Annotated in this window: 1 protein-coding gene; it reads right to left on the bottom strand. The window is 44.6% G+C overall.

What is annotated here, in order from left to right; all coding sequences use genetic code 11:
* Positions 1-188 precede the first annotated feature (188 nt).
* Positions 189-1,439, bottom strand: a complete 1,251-nt coding sequence (locus A1232T_RS09465) for a L,D-transpeptidase family protein (protein WP_077449183.1) — start codon at positions 1,437-1,439, stop codon at positions 189-191.
* Positions 1,440-1,635 lie beyond the last annotated feature (196 nt).

Here is a 1,635-nt window from a genome sequence, read left to right as displayed (position 1 = left end):
GTTTGATGAGCCTCGTATCTAGATCCATTTTATCTATGCCATACTGGAAGATTCTATCATTCTTTTTTGCTTTTTTTAAGTTGTGTAGATACCTATGCCTTGAAGTGGGTGGTTTTACGGCGGCCAGTAATAAAAAAACCGCTAATCCTTATTAGGTAGCGGTTTTTTTGCGTTGCTGTCTTTTTCTCTTATTTGATCTCAACCGTGGCATTATTATCAATGGTATTTAATAAGGCCATGGCATCCCAGTTGGTCAAACGAATGCAGCCTGCTGAAGCTTGACGACTGATACGCTCTGGATCAGGTGAGCCATGAATACCATAAGAGGGTTTGGTTAAACCAATCCATACTCGGCCCACTGGGTTATTTGGACCGGGTGGCAAGATGGTCTGCTTACCTTCAGCATCGGTATGCGTATAGTTTGGGTCACTTACCTTGGTCTGTACCTTATGAGTCCCTATCGGTGATGGAGTGGCCGTGCTCCCTACTGTGGTTGGATAACTGGCCACCAACTTATCGTTTTTATCATAAGCATATAAAGTTTGGCTGTTTTTATCAGCTACTACCCGGGTTACTACTTTCTTATTGGCTTTGCTAGGATTATATACCGTGAGAGTCTCACCTTCTGTGAAAGTGGCATTGGGATTCAGCTGCTTTAGATAGCCGATACTCATATGAAACTTCTCTGCCATCGCCTCGGCCACACTTTCATAATACAAGCCTTCTAACTTAGACTTGGCCTCAACCCCTTGTGGAATGGTGGTGGTCTTAATATTGACATCAGAATCCGTCAACGTATAGCTAATGAGTACGGGCTTACTGGCCAGATCACCACTTTGCAAAGCTTTCCACGTCTTTTGGTCAAGGGTGTCGGTCACAGGCAAGCCTTTGGCTTTTTGAAAAGCTTGCATCGCTTTTTGGGTGTTTTTCCCCCACCAGCCATCTACGGCACCGACACCATGATGATTCCAGTTTAATAATGCCTGTACTTTAGTGCCCACAGCTTGAGTCATCTTAACGCCCGGCTGCCACTCACTGTTATTAACTTGCTGTGCCATGGCCGATAGCTCAGAGCTTGACTGAGATTTGGTTTGAGTCTGGGCTTTAGTTTGAGTTGACTCGGCTGCTGCTTCACCTTCCTCTTCCCCTTCTTCCTCAACCTGATTGTCGGTCGTCTGAGCAGAGCTTACTTGTTGAGTATTGTCTTGTTGTACACTGCCTTGTTGGCCAGTGGCTTCAGCACTCTGAGCTTGAGTATCTTGAGCCACCTGCTCCGCCTCATTTGTCTCTGCCGCATAGGATAAGCTAAGGGCTAAGCTCGCAGAAATGGCTACCGTTAACTGTTTTAATCTAACGCCGGCTTTTGAGTGCTCTTGTGTTGAACTGATATTACTTGTTGTGCTGTTTTGAGAAGTGCTATTTGAGAATTTATTAAGCATGGAGGCTCCGTATTTTTATCACCAGTCGCCGTAAAACCACCCACTTCAGGGGGTGGATATAAGGCGACACATGTTGTCGTGAGTAGTGTTTAAAGGATTGTAAGCTAAAATTAATCTTGCCATACTAAGCATATGAAAACACTCAAGCTACGCATTAAAGACAAACACATAAAAGAGCTGAATCAGCTAAGCGGTT

The sequence above is a fragment of the Psychrobacter pasteurii genome (assembly GCF_900162815.1).
Classification (GTDB): Bacteria; Pseudomonadota; Gammaproteobacteria; order Pseudomonadales; family Moraxellaceae; genus Psychrobacter; species Psychrobacter pasteurii.
Note: the sequence above shows the minus strand (reverse complement) of the source record. Positions and strands in the feature narration are given on the sequence as shown.